This is a genomic window from Dapis brunnea BLCC-M229, assembly GCF_050015995.1.
In the GTDB taxonomy this organism is placed as follows: domain Bacteria; phylum Cyanobacteriota; class Cyanobacteriia; order Cyanobacteriales; family Microcoleaceae; genus Trichodesmium.
The window spans coordinates 1-16,288 of sequence record NZ_JBNHEP010000177.1; the positions used below are offsets into that span (position 1 = coordinate 1).

The window sequence follows — 16,288 nt, forward strand, 5'->3', positions numbered from 1 at the left end:
AAATAGCCAGAGAATTTTGCCGAGGGGTTGAGTTTCCAAAACCTCTATCTTAATTAGCAACAAAATTCATTTTCTAGGGAAATCTATTTCATAAATTTAGTTGATTCTGTTTTCCTCCTATTTTATATATCTGATAGTCACATCCTCCTGAATAACAAGATTAATTTCTTCAGGTGTTTTGTTGCTTGGTACTTGAGTCTTTGTACCAATAATTATCTTTTTACCAAACTCTCGTTTAACTTTGCCAATTATTTGATTAATTCTTTGTTCCGTTAAAGGTTCATAATTTTCTGTAAGCCAATCAATAATACGTTTTGCATAGGCACGATTTAGATAATTAACACCTGTTGCTAGTTTCTTTTGAGTTAATTCTGACTCTTCAGATATCTTCTCAAGCTCACTGCTTAAATTCTCAAAATAATCGTCAATATTTTCAGATACTAACTGACAAGACTTGGAAAACTCACTCTCAGATTTTTTCAGAGTAGTTTCCTTTTGAGCAATAATTTGATTACTTAACGACTCAGATATTCTCTGAACAGCTTCACTTTTTTTCTGATTTCTAGATTTAAACAATCCACTAATCATACTCACAACTGTACTAATAACTCCAATAGTTACCCCTGCAAAAATACCCATCGGAGTAAAAAAAGTAAATATAGTTCCAGCTATCAACACAATACTACCAGCTATTTTGACAAAATTGCGGTCAAAAAAACTTGAATCTTGTTCAGTAAAATCAAAATCAAAAGCACCTAACTCGTTAATTAATTGTAATTCACTCCCTACCTCATCAACCGCTTCTTTTACTTCTTGATTAAACTTTTGACTAGCCACTTGATAGGAACTTTCTAGTCTTTCCTCTAACTCTATTTCCTTAAGTTTTTTCTGCCATCCCTCTTTTAATTCACTCTCATTTTTATCCCAATAATCTTCAGCAAAAGAGCTAATAATATTCAAAGCATCCTCAAAAACAGCCTTAATTTCCTGTACCAAAAAATTCAAAGCATCCTGCCGAGACTTATCAATTTTGTTCTGAATATCTCCACGCTTATTTTTCAGAAATTGTGCCAAATTCTCATAAACTTCAGACCGTGCTTTTACCCAATTCAACGGTTGCTCAATAACACCAACAGTAGAACCCAATAAAGTTTGAGACCTCCTGATTTTTCCATCCTTAATTAAAGACTCTCTCACCGAATCTAAAAAATCCTGTATTCGACTCGCCTTAAATAACTCATTTTTTCGTTTTTTATCCTCAGTTTCACCAGAAATTTGTGCCGCCAATAACATTACAGGTACTATCGAAAAATAATCATTACCATAATACTTTCGAGCATAACTACGAATCCGATTAATATGTCCGCCAATACCACTCTTGCCCTCCATTTCAAACAGCTTATTTGGATTCTTGAGAAAATACTCCAACCTCCGCGAGTCTCGCAAATTATATTTAACATTCAACAAAATAACTAAAGGTTTAGCCTTCCTCTTCAGCAAACCTAAAAAACTAAACTCACTCTCCTGAATACTATCATTAGTCACCACATAACAAATTACATCCGACTCATCAATAATACTCTTAGCAATTTCCTCATCACTCTTACCTCCAGGCGCACCAATACCAGGAGTATCAATAACCCGAATATTCTTCCATTCATAAACTCGATTAAAACGAGTAGTTCGCTGTTTACCCACACCAATAGCATCCCATCCATCATTAGTAATAATTGCATGAAGGGTACTTTTTCCTGCCTTAGTTTTCCCCATAAAAGCAATACTAAAATGACTCAAAGCACGTTCTTTAGAGCGAAGAGATTCTTGAACACCATCAATTTCTTTAATAATTTTAGCCGTAAGTTCCTTGCAAATTTCCTCTAGTTGACTTACCACTTCCTGAGCAGAAGTAGCTTCACCTTTTCCACTACTTTTATCCTTTATTTCTTGAATAACTTTTTGCAGATTTATTCCCAAATTTTGCAAAGCTTTATCTGTATGTTTCAAAGCTCTTTCTGCAAATACATAATCTTCCTCCGCAATAAACCCACACTGACGTATTGCCTCATCATATTCAGGTCCAGATAACAAAATTTCCCGGCGTAGTTGTTCGACCTTTTGCTGCTTCCCACTAAAAGTCGCCAACTTATCTACCAGAGCTTTTGATAATAAAGAATCAGCATTTTTCAGCATCCTCGCTCCCAAAGATACCTGCTCCTTATCCCCATTCCCAATAAACCTCGTATCAGCAAAAGCACTAGCTTTCTCTATTTGTCGTTCCACCTCACCATCAGACCAACCCCAAATTTTGGCTACTTGTTGCGCCATTTGTCGTTCCAATGCCGAGCAAAAACCATCCACATAGGCAATGCTCAATATTTGTCCCATCGCCTCATTTCTCTGGCGGGGTGCTACTCGCGATGCAATTTCTGCCACAGATAACTGCTCTTCATCCTGAGTCAGAATTTTTTCCATTTCTGTAAGAGTCGTTGCTCCTACTTTGCTTTGTTCTGCCAACTCATGCAAAGCTTTTGACTCCTCAGTGTGAATTTGTTGGTCAGCACAAACCATCTGAGCTACTAATAGAAATGGGTAGTCTAGGTCTTTTTTCAGTGACTGTTTCATAACTAAGTATCCTTTCAATGATTGTTCCGAGCTAGAAGCATTTGCCATCCCCATCTAAAAGTCAACAGTAATTTTTCACCCTCCACCACCGTGAAATTACTAAACTTTTTATCTCATCCTGAGAAGCTCTGAAATTTTCATCAGGGGGGTTGCCTTCAGCCAAAAACTCTGATAATCTGACAATAAGAAATGTTATTGGTTTTAACTCGCCCTTGTGTATGAATTTTTATTCAACAAGATAATAGATAGGTAATGTTGCAGGGAAAATATAGTTCTCATTATCATCTCATCTCAAAATAGCGATCGATCGCCTACGGAGTAATTCTATTAATTCAAATAAGCAGTAAGGAATTACACAAAAATTGCATTTTATGAAGCACTCAAAAAAACAGCAAGAGAAAAAAGGTTGCACGGGATCAAAAACTTTGATATAGTAAACTTGGTGGGTGTTGCTCGCCCATATACATGATTTTTTATTCAACTAAAAAAATGAATCATACCGAAATCAGCATAACCCTCAAACTATTCGCAGCGTACCAAGAAGTCTACAAAGTTCCCGAACTCCAACTAACCCTCTGTGCAGGAACAAAAGTATCCCAACTACTAGAAAACATCATCAGTCAACACCCCGAACTAGAAAAATGGCGAAATGTCACCAAATTTGGCATTAACCTCAACTTTGTCCCACCAGAAACCATCCTTAAAGACGGTGACGAAGTAGTCCTCATTCCTCCAGTAAGTGGTGGCCTCAACAACTTTAGAATATAGATATTTTTTTTAGAAAATAGAATTTCTTACGTATATAGCAATGGGTGACAGATATAAAGGTAAATTTTCACCATCAAATGCTACATTTGCTACTCAAAATAATATAAAATTAATAGTATTAGCTACTAAAATCAACACAAAAAAGGTAACACAAAAAATATAAACACTTCTCAAAGCAATAAAACTAACTCCGAAACTATTAATCAAAATAGATATAAAAACGACAAAAAAAGCTATATAAACCACTTTAATTTCAAAAAAAAGCTTCAAAAAAATATTTCAGCTACTACCAAAACCGCCATATAAACAACCTAATTAACTCATAGACTTAGTAGAATTAACTACCAAAGAAGAAAATTTATATGTAGCATTTAATATCGAACACTTTCCATTTAAATCAATCCCGACTATTTTTATCGGGTATAGTTGACGGTGATTTTTACCCATGCTAATATCCAAAAAATGCTGAATAGTTCTGAGAAAAGAAGTAGGGAGTAAAGACCATGACCCAGGCAATAACAACTCACAATCAAATCCACAGCACAAATACAGCCATAGAAAATCTCAAATGCAAAGAATGTGGAGAAGAATATGCTCTAGAAGCCAAACATATATGTGAAGATGTATGCTTCGGTCCTTTAGAAGTAAAATATGACTATGAAAAACTCAGTCAAACAGTAAGTCGGGCAACAATTGAAGCAGGTCCTAACTCTATCTGGCGTTATCGTCACTTCCTACCAGTAACAACAGATAACGTTATAGATGTAGGAACAGGGATGACCCCCCTAATAAAATCAGAACGTTTAGCCCGTCGCTTGGGTCTGAAAAATCTCTATATCAAAAATGATGCAGTAAATATGCCTACCCTCAGTTTCAAAGATAGGGTAGTATCAGTTGCTCTGAGTCGTGCTAGAGAATTAGGTTTTTCCACAGTATCCTGTGCAAGTACAGGCAACCTAGCTAACTCTACCGCAGCGATCGCTGCTAAAGCAGGTTTAGAATGTTGTGTATTTATTCCTGCTGACCTAGAAGCAGGCAAAGTTCTCGGTACTCTCATTTACAACCCAACAGTTATGGCAGTTAAAGGAAACTACGACCAAGTAAACCGCCTCTGTTGTGAAGTGGCAAATACTTACGGTTGGGGTTTTGTAAATATTAATCTGCGCCCTTATTATTCTGAAGGTTCAAAAACTCTCGGTTTTGAAGTTGCCGAACAACTGGGATGGAAACTTCCAGACCATGTAGTTGCTCCTATTGCCTCCGGTTCCCTCTACACCAAAATTTATAAAGGGTTCCAAGAATTTGTCAAAGTAGGTTTAGTAGAAGATAAAGCAGTTCGTTTTAGTGGAGCACAAGCAGAAGGTTGTTCTCCAGTAGCTCAAGCATTTAAAGAAGGTCGTGATTTTATTACCCCAGTAAAACCTAATACTATTGCCAAGTCAATTGCTATTGGCAACCCTGCAGATGGTATCTACGCATTAGAAGTGGCTCGCAAAACAAACGGTAATATTGAATCTGTTACAGACCCTGAAATTATTGAAGGTATCAAGTTATTGGCAGAAACAGAAGGTATCTTTACTGAAACAGCAGGTGGTACAACTATTGCTGTATTGAAAAAATTAGTAGAGGCAGGTAAGATTGACCCTGAAGAAACTACTGTTGCTTATATTACAGGCAATGGCTTGAAGACCCAAGAAGCAGTACAGGGTGAAATTGGCGAACCTCTAACAATAGATGCAAAGTTAGAAAGTTTTGAGAGAGCTTGGGAACGCGCTCAAACATTAGACCGTCTTGACTGGCAACAAGTTTTGGTTTAATTTTTATAGTATATAGTATGGGGTTTGTTCTCCAAACCCCATACTATCGAAACTCTAACGAAACCAGGACTTACGCCAAGCTACTATATATAAAGTTCAAAAACTATAACGTTATAGTTTTTAAAGGTATATATGTGGTCTTTGGCTAATTCCTAGAAACTTTAAAATCATATATTAGGTTTTGAAAGATAATTTTTTTCTTAAAAAGAGAACTATATTATTGAACGAACCATCATAATAAGTATTTGCAAATAAGTACTAGCTACACAAATAAATTACCAAGTTATGGCAGTTACAGTTTTAATTCCAACTCCACTACAAAAATTCACTAAAGAGAAAGCAAAAATTGAATGTGGCGGTGGTAATATTTCAGAATTAATAGATTCTCTAGAAACAAATTTTCCAGGGATAAAAAAAAGTCTCTGTGATGACCAAGGGGAACCAAGAAGATTTTTAAATTTCTACGTCAATAGTGAAGATATCCGATTTTTAGAAGGAACAAAGACATCTTTGAAAGATGGAGATGAAGTTAGTATTGTGCCTGCTGTTGCTGGTGGTTAGATAGGTTTGGAAAAAAAGGGTTTTTGAGAATCTAAGTTTTTTAAAATTACCCATCAGTTTCTAAAAATCACTTCAATCAATTTACTTGAAAGGATGTGTTAACTAAATTTAACGCATCCTTCAATTTTTAAATTTCAGTAAATTAGTTCTTGATAAAGTTATATTCTGATCAGGCGATCGCTAAATACATACATAAGTGTTACTTTCCTTGGTTAAACGTCCCAGTTATATTTTTTACTCTGATTTCAATATTTTTATTTTCAGTTCTTCCAATACTTTTTCTGCTTTTTGTTGTTCATATTTATCAACAAATAATTTCTCTATGACATAATTGACAATCTTCAACAAATTATCAGCTTCTTCCATATTCACTTGCTTTGTAAAAGTAAGATGCTCTGAATGCGCTCCCTCATTTCCTAATTGCCTGACACCTTGAATTATTTCTCTTAAATCTTCTGGCATTTTTTCCTGCTCAAATAGTTGGTTAAGTCTAAAAGCAAGGCTAGCAGGATAACTTTTACCTTCAGCTTTAACAGGAATTTTAAAGTGATGACAAATTTCTTCTAATACTGCTCTGCATAAAATGAAGCTAGCACGTGGAGAAGCAGCTAAATTTAATTGAGCTTGGTAAGTAATTTCAGCAATTGATTCTGGAATTGCTGGATGTTCTTTTCGGGGGGGCATAAATATAACTTTTCTACCGTAGTCGCCCCTCTCCAGTCGATAATAACGTTCTTGTTTATCCTCCTCTGTACACAGTGTTTCTGAGTAACAAATGATCGTAATTTTACTACAAGATGGGCAACTAAAAAGCTTATATGTATAGACAACATAGAAGTCTGGCCATGAGTCATCTGATTCACTATAACTAAAGTCTTTTTCACATATCATCAAATTACCGCAATTACAAAACTCTCTCTGAAAAAACATATTAAAGTTCAAAAGTATCTATCAAGATGTACTCTAACAAGATAATCAGCGAGGGAAATTAAATACTCCACCGCTGCACCTACTAACACCAAGCTTGTATTTCCGCCAAGTCCGGACAATGAATTGCTCTAAAATCATTGTGTTTTTGTCAACGACATATTAGCAAAACTGCCAGTTCGTGTGACCCACCGGACTTGATATTAACGAAAAGAATTACTCTACTTTATCAACTACTTAAGATGCTACCTTAGCAGTAGATCTGCGTCGCCGTCTTCCCACTGGTTTAACTGTAATATCTTTTGCATCTTCTACATCTGGAATTTGCATCAAGAAAACTAGCAAGGGTTGACCTTGAAATTCTCGTCTTAACATTCGTTGAATACCACATTCAAGCTCATTTTGCAATCCAGACCAATCAACTTGAGTATTATTATGAAGATTCGAGTTAGCATACTCAGGCCAGTGATGACTCAAGCTTTTTTCTAATGTCTTGGTAACCAGTTCTTGCAATTGTGATTTTTCGACAGAACTCACCACACCACGCAAATGTAACTGAGGCTTACCAATCAATTTACCATCCAAACTAACTGCCAATGCTACAGTAACAACACCATCCTCCGCTAGTTGTTGCCTTTCTTTGAGGATGTTGTCTTCAACCATACCGGAACGGGAAGAGTCTACCAACTCAATACCAGAAGGTACTTTATCTGCAACAAAAATAGAATCTTGAGTCAGTTCTACCACATCACCATTTTGGATGACTACCATATTTTCTCGAGGAACTCCCATACCTTGAGCAGTTTGGCTGTGTTTTACTAACATCCTATGCTCTCCGTGAAATGGTATAAAGAATTTCGGACGGGTAAGCGCCAACATTAACTTTTGGTCTTCCTGACAACCGTGACCAGAAACATGAATACCTTTATCCTTTCCATAGATAACATTTGCCCCTAACATCATTAGTTTATCTATAGTATTGACAACGGCGATCGTATTGCCAGGAATGGGGTTAGCCGAGAATACTACCGTATCTCCTTTACGAATTTTTATTTGTCTATGTTCCCCTTTAGAAATACGAGTGAGTGCTGACATTGGTTCCCCTTGAGAGCCTGTAGTCAGAATCAATAGTTTTTCATCAGGCATATTCCGGACACTATGCAGAGGTACAAACAAACTATCTTCACATTTAACATAACCAAGATTGCGAGCATGAGCAATCACATTAAGCATAGATCGTCCTACTACTGCCACTAACCTACCATGTTTTTTCGCTAGTTCTAGAACTATTTGTAGTCTATGTACACTAGAGGCAAAAGTTGTCACCATTATACGTCCTGGTGCATTGGATAATACTCGGTCTAAGTTTGGATAAACTGACTTTTCTGAAGGAGTGAAACCAGGTACTTCTGAATTTGTGGAGTCACTAATTAAACAATGAACGCCTTTTTCTCCATATTCTGCAAGCTTTTGCAGATCGAATTTTTCTCCATCTACAGGAGTATGGTCAATTTTGAAGTCACCTGTATGGATAACTACTCCTACTGGTGTTGTTATTGCGACAGTAAAGCTATCCGCCATTGAGTGAGTATTACGAATATATTCAATGCTAAAATATTTACCCAACCTAACAACATCACGCGGGCGAACTGTTTTCAATTCTGTGCGATTTTGGACTCCTGCTTCCTCTAACTTATGGTAGAGTAAAGCCATCGCCAGTCTAGGTCCATAGATAACTGGAATTTCTACATTTTTCAAATGGAAGGGTATGCCACCAATATGATCTTCGTGACCGTGGGTGACAATCATGCCTTTAATTTTATGACGATTTTCATGCAAATAGGTTACATCTGGTAGGACTATATTTACACCATGCATTCCATCTGTAGGAAAAGCTAATCCAGCATCAAGTAGAATAATTTCGTCATCATACTCGAATACACAGGTGTTTTTGCCTATTTCATGGAGTCCACCCAGGGGAATAATTTTTAGGGCAGAGGGTGATTTTTTTCTAATCATAATTATCCTATTTTTACTGTTGTTTACTTTTCATCATTTCGAGCGATCGTTAATGATATTTTATACCTATTAAAATTCAGAAAAACTAACCTCTTACATACAAGATTTTAGTAATACAAATAAGAATTAAATAATCATTGCTCAAGTTGATAATATTTAGTTGTGGAAAAAACTTTTTTGCCTATCTAAGGTAGCTCATAATAAACCTAGTTTACCCATTTCGGCTGATAATTTTTCAGTGACTTCTGTTGGTGGATCGGATAATGGAGGGCGAGTAGTACCTGCTTTCCATCCTAACAGATTCAGAGCTGCTTTGACGGGAATGGGATTAGTTATGGCAAATAGAGCTTTAGACAAGTTAAATAGTCGTAGATGAATTTCTGTAGCACGCTGTACTTTACCTGTTTCAAATGCTACTATCATCTCCTGTAGTTGCTTTCCTACCAAGTGACTAGCTACACTAACAACCCCAGTGCCACCAATAGCCATTAATGGTAAAGTTAGGGAGTCATCCCCAGAATAAATCTTAAACTCTGGTGCAGTCAAGTCTCTAATTTGACTTGCTTGGTCTAAGTTACCACTTGCTTCTTTAATAGCAACAATATTTGGAATTTCTGCCAGTCTTGCTATAGTTTCCGGCAACATATTTTGACCCGTGCGCCCTGGTATATTATATACCATAATTGGTAATTCTGGGGTAGCTTCAGCAATCGCTTGAAAATGCTGATAAAGTCCCGACTGTGGTGGTTTATTATAATATGGCACCACCTGTAATGAACCGTCTAAGCCCAATTTAGCTGCTTTTTGGGTAGCAGCGATCGCTTCTCTTGTCGAGTTTGACCCAGTACCTGCTATTACTTTAGCTTTTCCTGCTACTGCTTTTTGAACCACCTGAAATAGCTGATATTCTTCTTCCCATGTCAAGCTAGGAGACTCACCTGTTGTTCCACATACTACTAATGAGTCTGTTCCATTTTCTGTCAACCATATTGATAACTTTTCTGCTTCTTCATAGTTAACACTACCGTCTGGGTTAAACGGTGTAATCATTGCAGTCAGAACTCTACCAAAGTTTACCACACTATTTCCACTCCTTCTTGGCATTATTTTGATTTATTTGCGAGGTCTTCTTAATTTTTTAAGTCATTATCTAGACCTAATTTTTTTAGATTCATATCACCTTACAGTCTGTACTACCCAAAATTTTTCTTTTTGTCTAACTGTATTCTTAATTACCCATTCCACTTCTATCAATTTCGGAAAAAGGTACTTAAATTACCAATGGATAATTGATCATTAGTTCCCAGAAGTTTAAACCCTTTCCTTTTAAGGAGAAAAAAAGAAATAATATTTCCTTATCTTCAATCTTCTCTGTTTTAACCAGATATAAGGGACTTGCGTAGAAATAGAATCCCAGCCACGCAATTTTACTCTCGAAGCAGCAGTCCAATAATTGGTATAGTATTAAGCTGCAAGTCCCTAATTATCAATTATTCATTATCCATTATTAATTAATGAAGCCCCTTTTTTCTTTTGTTTTTAGCACACTGAATTAAAATATTCCTGCTGGCGTCCTCAACCAATTTTTTGCTACCAATAATTCAGCTATTTGTACCGCATTCAAAGCAGCTCCTTTTCTTATCTGGTCTCCACTTAACCATAATTCTAATCCGCAAGGATGAGAAATATCTTGACGAATTCTCCCCACCAATACATCATCTTTGCCACTTGCTTCCATTGGCATGGGAAAATAATTTTCTTGCCAATTTTCTACAAGTGTAACTCCCGGTGCTTGACTTAATATTTCCCTTGCCTTAACTACACTAAATGGTTGAGCAAATTCTAAATTAATTGCTTCTGAATGCGCCCTTAATACTGGTACTCGGATACAAGTTGCTGTAATTCTCAGTTCGTTATCGCCAAATATTTTTCTCGTCTCATTCACCATTTTCATTTCTTCTTGACAATATCCCTGCTCATTGAGTTGAGAATTATGTGGGAACAAGTTAAATGCTAATGGGTAGGGAAAAATATCTGTTGTTGGAGCTTCTCCGTCTAAAATTTCTTTGGCCTGGGTTTTCATTTCTGCCATGGCCCTTGCTCCTGCCCCACTTGCTGATTGATAAGTGGCCACCACTAATCTTTGGACTGGCTGGATTTGATGTAATGGCCATACTGCTACACTCATTAATATAGTTGTGCAGTTAGGGTTAGCGATTATACCTTTATGTAAAGCCGCTGCTTTTGGGTTAACTTCTGGGACTACAAGAGGCACTTCGGGGTCCATACGGAAAGCACTAGAATTGTCAATAACTACAGCTCCAGCCTCTACTGCTTTCTTTGCCCATACTTTTGATGTAGATGCACCTGCTGATGCTAGCACTAAATCTACTTCTTGAAATGAATCATCTGTTACAGCTTCTACTTGTAGGTTTTGTCCTTTAAATTTTAAGGTACTACCTGCTGAACGCTCTGATGCCAGTAATTTTAATTCTTTTACTGGAAAGTTTCTCGTTTGTAGTAACTCTAGTAACTCTGTACCTACTGCACCAGTTGCTCCTAATATTGCTACTTTACAGGAATCTGACAAATTATTTTCCTCCTTTTTCAAATATCTGTTTTTTTTCTCTTATTTATTATTAAATCAATTCTTTTTTTATGCCCCTCAATCCGATTTATAAATCCTCTTTTAATTGTTATTTTTTATAGTTATTTAATGAACATTATTATATTTTTCAATATTATGCTATTAGATTAATTTAGATTAATTTTTAGAGCTGATTTTTCAACTTAGCTGTTTGAGTAGCATGACCCAGGAAAAGTTTTATATTACCTAGCTTTTAGCAATTTTGGGATTAATCGAATATAACTCACTAAACCTAAGTATAGCAAGGAATTTAGCTTCTTAATATTTACTTGATAAATCAGTTCTTATAGATGGTATCAAAACTCTTTAATGAACGCAAAATATTAAGATTATTTTTCTTAACTTAGTCATACTGTACCTCGATCATATTAACACAATTAAAATTTTCATAAGATTCTTTATAGGGTTTCTCGTAGTTATGAGGTAAACTGGTTTTGATTTTGTTTTTATCTTCCGAGTCATCACTTTGATCTCAAACCTATATTTTTTCACCTCAGCAATATTATAATTCTTATAGGTATTTATCTATACTATATGCATACATTTTTTTTGATTATCTCATCTAATAATATATAATTTATCATTATTTAGTATATTACTAAATTCATTAATATATCAGAATATTAATCCTAGGAATTAGATTTTAGGATAGGTAAATGTTAAACTCAAGCAATGACAATTAAACAAATTTAATATACAAAAAAGTTATTATTAATCACTATGTGTCTAACTAATAAATTTAGCCCCTAGGCAAATATTGTTATTATTTTGTAACAACTTGAGGACATGAAAGCAAAAAAATGTCGCAATTGTTACACAAGCAAGTAATTTATACTTAAATATTTGAGTAAAATCTCAACTTAGTTCTAGTTTACCAACAACCAGTAAATAACAATAAACTTAAAAAAGTCCTAAAGTTAAGCTACTACTGACGCTGGTAGAGGGATAATAAAATAATCTACACAGACAACTGTTAGAAACTATGGGAATACTCAAGTTTCCCAAGCTAAGGAATATTTATATACCTTAAGAGCATCATAACCTATAATACTAACTAAATTAGAAAAGCCGATGAAAGTTACCCAGGAAAGACTGCCAGCCAGCCAAATAGGTCTAGAAATTGAGATTACACCAGAAATGTCCAAGAATGCTTATGAGCAGATAATTCAAAAATATCTCCGTTCAGCCAATATTCCTGGGTTCAGAAAAGGTAAAGTACCAAGAAACATATTGATCCAAAGGCTGGGGAAAGATTATATCAAGGCAATGGCCTTAGATGACTTAATTAATAATTGCTTAGAAAAAGCAAGGGAACAAGAGAAAATAAATGCAATAGGCCAATTTGAACTGAAGACACAGTTTGAAGAGTTGGTAAAAGATTTTGAACCAGGAAAAGAAATGGCTTTCTCGGCTAAGGTAGATGTAGAGCCAGAGGGTAAGGTGGAGAATTATAAGGGATTAGTGGTTAAGGCGGAAGAAGCTAAGTATGACCCAGCCCAAGTAGATGAGTTTCTTGAAGAACGTCGCTCTCAAATGGGGACATTAATTCCTGTAGAAGGAAGAGCTGCTCAGTTGGGAGATGTAGCTATAGTCGATTTTGTAGGTGTAATTCCATCGGAAAAAGAGGGGGAAGAACCAAAAGAAGTGCCGGGAGGTAAGGCTCAAGATTTCCAAATGGATTTAAAAGAAGGACAATTTATCCCTGGCTTTATTGAGGGAATAGTGGGAATGAAGCCAGAGGAAACAAAGGAAATTTCTGCACAGTTTCCTTCAGAATATAGTGAGACAGAGTTAGCAGGTAAGCCAGCAGTATTTACTGTGACTGTTAAAGAACTTAAAGAAAAGGAATTACCAGAATTAGATGATGATTTGGCTCAAGAAATTAGTGAGTTTGAAACACTAACTGAATTACGGGAGTTCTTGGAAAAAAAATTTACTAAAGAAAAAGAAGAACAAACAAAGCAAAACAAAGAAAAAGCTATTGTAGACGAGCTGGTGACTCATCTAGAAGTAGAAATTCCAGAAACATTGATTAAAAATGAGGTCCAACAAATGTTAGCCCAAAGTGCCATGGAGTTGAGCCAGTATGGAATAGATGTAAAAGAATTATTCAGCAGTGATAAATTGCCAGAAATGCAAGAGCGATCGCGACCAGAGGCAATTGAACGGTTGAGAAGAGATTTGGCTATAGCTACAGTGGCCAAAAAAGAGTCTATTACGGTGGACGAAGAGGAAATAGCAGCAGAGTCAGCCAAGGTAATGGAGCAATTAAAAGGAAAGGATGTCGATCCAGATAGGTTAAGACAAGTAGTTACCGAAGACCTGTTGAAAGAAAAAACAATCAAATTATTGGAGGAAAATGGCACTATAGAATTAGTCCCTGAAGGAACTTTAAATACAGGTCTAGAAACACCTGAAACTACAGAAGTAGAAACTCAGGTAGAGTCAGAAATGGCTCAAGCTAGTGAAACTATTGTGGAAGTTGAGGCAGAGCAAGTAGCTACTGTAGAAAATTCCCAGTTAGAAGAAGAGTAAATCGGAAATAGTCCGGTTAACCGGACTACCAAGATTAGTGAAGGTAGGGCATAATATTATTTAGCTCGAAATATACTGAGCCAAAAATATAAAATTGATAAATAAACCAGTGTATGATGGTTATATCCAAATATTCTGATAATTTAGTTAGTAGTTATAACAAGTTGCAAGTTTACTCCGGTCCTAGTAACATTGTACCAATGGTTGTTGAACAGTCTGGGATGGGAGAGAGGGCATTCGACCTTTACTCACGACTGCTCCGGGAAAGAATAATTTTTCTCGGAACTCAAGTAGACGATAATTTGGCAAATACCATCACAGCCCAAATGTTATTCCTGGATGCTGAAGACCCAGAAAAAGATATCCAACTATATATCAATTCCCCTGGAGGCTCAGTTACTGCTGGAATGGCTATATACGACACCATGCAACAGGTACGACCTGATGTAGTTACAATTTGTTATGGTTTAGCTGCAAGTATGGGAGCTTTTCTTCTATCTGGAGGGGCAAAAGGTAAGAGAATGTCCCTTCCTAGTTCTAGAATTATGATTCACCAGCCCTTAGGTGGTGCTCAGGGTCAAGCTGTAGATATTGAGATTCAAGCTCAGGAAATCCTCTATCATAAACGTAAGCTGAATGAATTGTTAGCAGAACATACAGGTCAACCTCTAGAAAGAATAGAGATTGATACAGAGCGTGACTTCTTTATGTCCGCAGAAGAGGCTCAAAATTATGGCCTGATAGACCAAGTGATTACAAGACAGAATCTTCCTGTTCCAGGAGAGTCTGTCCCTGCAATGTAAGAAGAGGCAGTTATGTCTAAATACGACTCCCATCTAAAATGTTCATTTTGTGGCAAGTCTCAAGAACAAGTCCGGAAATTAATAGCTGGACCTGGGGTTTATATCTGTGATGAATGTGTAGAGTTGTGCAATGAGATTTTAGATGAGGAGCTTTTTGACTCCAATGCTACAGGGGCACAACAACCAATGCCACGTCCAGCACCTCCACCCCAAAAACGTGGTGCTGCTACGAAGAGACTATCTGTTAATCAAATACCTAAGCCTAGGGAAATCAAGAATTATCTGGATGCTCATGTTATTGGTCAGGAGGAAGGTAAGAAGGTTTTGTCTGTGGCAGTTTATAACCACTATAAACGTTTGAGTTTTGTAGAGGCTAAAAAAAGTGGCAAATCCTCTCAAGATGAGGTGGAATTACAAAAGTCTAATATTTTGTTGATAGGGCCAACTGGTTGTGGTAAGACGTTGTTGGCTCAAACTTTGGCGGAATTATTAGATGTACCATTTGCTGTGGCAGATGCGACGACTTTAACGGAAGCTGGATATGTTGGGGAGGATGTGGAGAATATTCTGTTGCGACTTTTGCAAGTGGCAGATTTAGAAGTGGATGAAGCACAACGGGGGATTATATATATTGATGAGATTGATAAAATAGCTCGTAAGAGTGAGAACCCTTCCATAACAAGAGATGTTTCTGGGGAGGGTGTGCAGCAAGCTTTGTTAAAAATGTTGGAGGGAACTGTGGCTAATGTTCCTCCACAAGGGGGTCGGAAGCATCCCTATCAAGATTGTATTCAGATTGATACAAGTAATATTTTATTTATCTGTGGTGGGGCTTTTGTTGGTTTAGAGAAGATAGTAGATCAGAGAATTGGTAAAAAGTCAATGGGCTTTATTCAGCAGGGTGGAGAGGGTCATCAGGTTAAGGAGAAAAAGACTATAGATTTAATGAAGGAAATGGAACCGAATGATTTGGTTAAGTTTGGTTTGATTCCAGAGTTGATTGGGCGAATACCGATGGTGGCTGTGGTTGAACCTCTGGATGAGGAGACTTTGATGGCAATTTTGACGGAACCTCAAAATGCTCTGGTGAAGCAGTATCAAAAGTTGTTGCGGATGGATAATGTGAAGTTGGAGTTTGAGGAGGAGGCGGTGCGGGCGATCGCTAAGGAGGCGTTTAGGAGAAAGACTGGGGCGCGAGCTTTGCGGGGTATTGTTGAGGAGTTGATGTTGGATGTGATGTATGAATTACCGTCACGGAAGGATGTGAGTCGTTGTACTATTACTAAGGAAATGGTGGAGAAGCGATCGACTGCGGAGTTGTTGGTTCATCCTTCGTCTTTGCCTAAACCGGAGTCTGCTTAATTTATCAGGACTTAGGTAGAGACACTATATATAGCTTTCAAAAACTATGACGTTATATATATGTAGTGTTTATAACCCAAAAATGCCTAAGTCCTGTTTATGTTTTGCTTCTAATCAGCAGTTAAATAAAAATCTTATATGGCTACTGGGTTGACACATCTACAATGGTGCGTGACGAAGGATTCCTAAAGAATTTTCACCGTTTAGGTTTTAGCTGTCGTTACGCA

Annotated in this window: 11 protein-coding genes; 6 read left to right on the plus strand and 5 right to left on the minus strand. The window is 36.7% G+C overall.

All coding sequences use genetic code 11. The annotated features are described in order from the left end of the window. Nucleotides 1-117: 117 nt before the first annotated feature. On the minus strand, nucleotides 118-2,622 hold the full coding sequence (locus ACP6PM_RS20115) for a GTPase (RefSeq protein WP_426587734.1): 2,505 nt from the start codon (nucleotides 2,620-2,622) through the stop codon (nucleotides 118-120). A 489-nt stretch (nucleotides 2,623-3,111) separates the two neighbouring features. On the opposite strand from ACP6PM_RS20115, the gene ACP6PM_RS20120 reads away from it, so the two are divergent. The 3 genes from ACP6PM_RS20120 (at nucleotide 3,112) to ACP6PM_RS20130 (ending at nucleotide 5,768) form a co-directional block, all read left to right on the plus strand. Beyond that, nucleotides 3,112-3,390: a MoaD/ThiS family protein gene (locus tag ACP6PM_RS20120; protein WP_426587736.1), complete on the plus strand. Its 279-nt coding sequence runs from the start codon at nucleotides 3,112-3,114 to the stop codon at nucleotides 3,388-3,390. 503 nt (nucleotides 3,391-3,893) lie between these two features. Then, nucleotides 3,894-5,207 carry a threonine synthase gene (thrC, locus tag ACP6PM_RS20125; RefSeq protein ID WP_426587738.1) on the plus strand — a complete coding sequence of 438 codons (1,314 nt, stop codon included), beginning with the start codon at nucleotides 3,894-3,896 and terminating at the stop codon, nucleotides 5,205-5,207. A 285-nt stretch (nucleotides 5,208-5,492) separates the two neighbouring features. Then, nucleotides 5,493-5,768: a MoaD/ThiS family protein gene (locus ACP6PM_RS20130; RefSeq protein ID WP_426587740.1), complete on the plus strand. Its 276-nt coding sequence runs from the start codon at nucleotides 5,493-5,495 to the stop codon at nucleotides 5,766-5,768. A 234-nt stretch (nucleotides 5,769-6,002) separates the two neighbouring features. Here ACP6PM_RS20130 and ACP6PM_RS20135 read toward each other — a convergent pair whose 3' ends face one another. From ACP6PM_RS20135 to ACP6PM_RS20150, 4 genes are all read right to left on the minus strand, one after another. Continuing rightward, on the minus strand, nucleotides 6,003-6,659 hold the full coding sequence (locus ACP6PM_RS20135; protein WP_426587742.1) for a DUF4145 domain-containing protein: 657 nt from the start codon (nucleotides 6,657-6,659) through the stop codon (nucleotides 6,003-6,005). A gap of 273 nt (nucleotides 6,660-6,932) precedes the next feature. Beyond that, on the minus strand, nucleotides 6,933-8,714 hold the full coding sequence (locus tag ACP6PM_RS20140) for a ribonuclease J (protein ID WP_426587744.1): 1,782 nt from the start codon (nucleotides 8,712-8,714) through the stop codon (nucleotides 6,933-6,935). A gap of 195 nt (nucleotides 8,715-8,909) precedes the next feature. Further along, the gene (dapA, locus tag ACP6PM_RS20145; RefSeq protein WP_426587746.1) at nucleotides 8,910-9,818 is read right to left on the minus strand and encodes a 4-hydroxy-tetrahydrodipicolinate synthase; all 909 of its coding nucleotides are present in this window, start codon (nucleotides 9,816-9,818) and stop codon (nucleotides 8,910-8,912) included. A gap of 448 nt (nucleotides 9,819-10,266) precedes the next feature. Continuing rightward, entirely contained in the window at nucleotides 10,267-11,304 is a 1,038-nt protein-coding gene (locus ACP6PM_RS20150; protein ID WP_426587748.1) for an aspartate-semialdehyde dehydrogenase, read from the minus strand. A gap of 1,128 nt (nucleotides 11,305-12,432) precedes the next feature. Between ACP6PM_RS20150 and tig the strand changes: the two genes are divergently transcribed. The 3 genes from tig (at nucleotide 12,433) to clpX (ending at nucleotide 16,061) form a co-directional block, all read left to right on the plus strand. Continuing rightward, nucleotides 12,433-13,896 (plus strand): trigger factor, encoded by a 1,464-nt coding sequence (gene tig, locus ACP6PM_RS20155; protein WP_426587750.1) that lies wholly within the window; start codon nucleotides 12,433-12,435, stop codon nucleotides 13,894-13,896. A 116-nt stretch (nucleotides 13,897-14,012) separates the two neighbouring features. Next, nucleotides 14,013-14,699 (plus strand): ATP-dependent Clp endopeptidase proteolytic subunit ClpP, encoded by a 687-nt coding sequence (gene clpP, locus ACP6PM_RS20160; protein ID WP_426587781.1) that lies wholly within the window; start codon nucleotides 14,013-14,015, stop codon nucleotides 14,697-14,699. Nucleotides 14,700-14,711: 12 nt separating this feature from the next. Further along, nucleotides 14,712-16,061, plus strand: coding sequence for an ATP-dependent protease ATP-binding subunit ClpX (gene clpX / locus ACP6PM_RS20165; protein ID WP_426587752.1), 1,350 nt, complete (start codon nucleotides 14,712-14,714; stop codon nucleotides 16,059-16,061). The last annotated feature ends 227 nt before the right edge of the window (nucleotides 16,062-16,288 follow it).

Bases quoted from the DNA above. Each gene is read 5' to 3' on its own strand.
- ACP6PM_RS20115 (WP_426587734.1), bottom strand. From the start codon at position 2,622: ATGAAACAGTCACTGAAAAAAGACCTAGACTACCCATTTCTATTAGTA.
- ACP6PM_RS20120 (WP_426587736.1), top strand. From the start codon at position 3,112: ATGAATCATACCGAAATCAGCATAACCCTCAAACTATTCGCAGCGTAC.
- thrC (WP_426587738.1), top strand. From the start codon at position 3,894: ATGACCCAGGCAATAACAACTCACAATCAAATCCACAGCACAAATACA.
- ACP6PM_RS20130 (WP_426587740.1), top strand. From the start codon at position 5,493: ATGGCAGTTACAGTTTTAATTCCAACTCCACTACAAAAATTCACTAAA.
- ACP6PM_RS20135 (WP_426587742.1), bottom strand. From the start codon at position 6,659: ATGATATGTGAAAAAGACTTTAGTTATAGTGAATCAGATGACTCATGG.
- ACP6PM_RS20140 (WP_426587744.1), bottom strand. From the start codon at position 8,714: ATGATTAGAAAAAAATCACCCTCTGCCCTAAAAATTATTCCCCTGGGT.
- dapA (WP_426587746.1), bottom strand. From the start codon at position 9,818: ATGCCAAGAAGGAGTGGAAATAGTGTGGTAAACTTTGGTAGAGTTCTG.
- tig (WP_426587750.1), top strand. From the start codon at position 12,433: ATGAAAGTTACCCAGGAAAGACTGCCAGCCAGCCAAATAGGTCTAGAA.
- clpP (WP_426587781.1), top strand. From the start codon at position 14,013: ATGGTTATATCCAAATATTCTGATAATTTAGTTAGTAGTTATAACAAG.
- clpX (WP_426587752.1), top strand. From the start codon at position 14,712: ATGTCTAAATACGACTCCCATCTAAAATGTTCATTTTGTGGCAAGTCT.